This window comes from Microcystis sp. LE18-22.4A, from assembly GCF_027531105.1.
In the GTDB taxonomy this organism is placed as follows: domain Bacteria; phylum Cyanobacteriota; class Cyanobacteriia; order Cyanobacteriales; family Microcystaceae; genus Microcystis; species Microcystis aeruginosa.
The window spans coordinates 1-1,387 of record NZ_JAPZRB010000338.1 but is presented as its reverse complement, the minus strand read 5'-3'; the positions used below and the strand labels follow the sequence as shown (position 1 = coordinate 1,387).

The following is a 1,387-nucleotide window of genomic DNA, read 5'->3' as shown; positions in this document are numbered from 1 at the left end:
TGTTACTGTTCCAGCAGCAGTAAATGTTAACCCCGTCACAAAAGCAGTAGGATTAGTTGGATCGAGCATTTCCGCAGGATCGATATCACTGATGCGAAAATCACTAAAGCCAAGGGGATTAACACCCAACAAGTTGAAAGTCGTTCCCGCAACTAGAGAATAATTGCCAAATCCGGGTAATTCTAGGATAAAGTTACTGTCGCCTTGGGGGAGAGCATTAGGGATTAAAACTGAGGCGAATAAGGGTCCGCCTGTCACTGCGTAATCGTATCCTACCGACACAATCGGATCGAAATAGATGGGGTTAGTTGTACCGAATCCATTATTACCGACGATAACACCAGAAAAGATAAAACCGTCGGGGTTGCTTGGATTTGGGGTAGGGAGAAGCGGATTGGTAGGCGTTGTTCCTGGAGGAACTGGTTCTCCATCTAAACGAGCAATCCAAGCTTCAGTATTACCACTGGGGTTCCGTCCGCCACCCACAACCGTTAACCCATCGGCAGAAATTGCCTGAGCAGAGATCAAAGTCCAACCGGTTAAATCTAAACCATAATCATTAGTTAAAACCTGTTGTAAGCTCCGCATCCCTTGGGTACTATTCCAGATAAATGCCTCTGCGTCATTAGCACTATCGCCAGAACCAACCACAACAGACCCATCTGCTGATACCCCGGTAGCATAGCTAGAGAAAAGCCCTCCCGGTAAGTCCCCTAGTCCGACCATCTCCGTCTCTTGTGTCCAACGGAATGCCTCACTTCCATTAGTACTCCTGCTCCAACCAACAACAATAGACCCGTCGGCTGATACCCCTGAAGCATCGCTCCCGAAACCACCCCCCAGTAAGTCACTTAGTCCGACCATCCCTGTTGCTTGTGTCCAGCGGAATGCCTCGTCCGCATTGGCACTACTACTGCCACCAACTACAACAGACCCATCGGCTGATACCCCTACAGCACTGCTATATTGGAACCAACTACTGGGTAGGGTTCCCAGTCCCACCATCCCCGTTGCCTGTGTCCAACGGAATGCCTCACTGAAAGGATTGCTAACATTAGCACTACGACTGGAACCAACTACAACAAACCCATCAGCCGATACTTCATGGGCTTGGCTACTGAAAACACTTCCCGGTAGGTCTCCTAGTCCGACCATCCCCGTTGCTTGTGTCCAACGGAATGCCTCATTAAAATAAATACCAGCATTCTCACGTTCGCCGGAACCAACCACAACCGACCCATCGGCTGATAAGCTAAAACGCACTTAAACCACCTAAAATAGAAATAGTAACTTGAGAAAAATCCTACTTATGCCAGCCAAAGATTTCCTAGACTTAGAAGAAAAGAAAAACTTACAAAAAGCTCTTAAAGAAGAAGAAAGAGCAGAG

At 47.8% G+C, this 1,387-nt stretch carries 1 protein-coding gene; it reads right to left on the bottom strand.

Features of this window, described 5'->3' with window-relative positions; genetic code table 11:
• The coding region (locus O9295_RS14930; RefSeq protein ID WP_288033577.1) for an HAF repeat/PEP-CTERM domain-containing protein at positions 1-1,263 on the bottom strand (1,263 nt) is incomplete at its 3' end.
• Positions 1,264-1,387 lie beyond the last annotated feature (124 nt).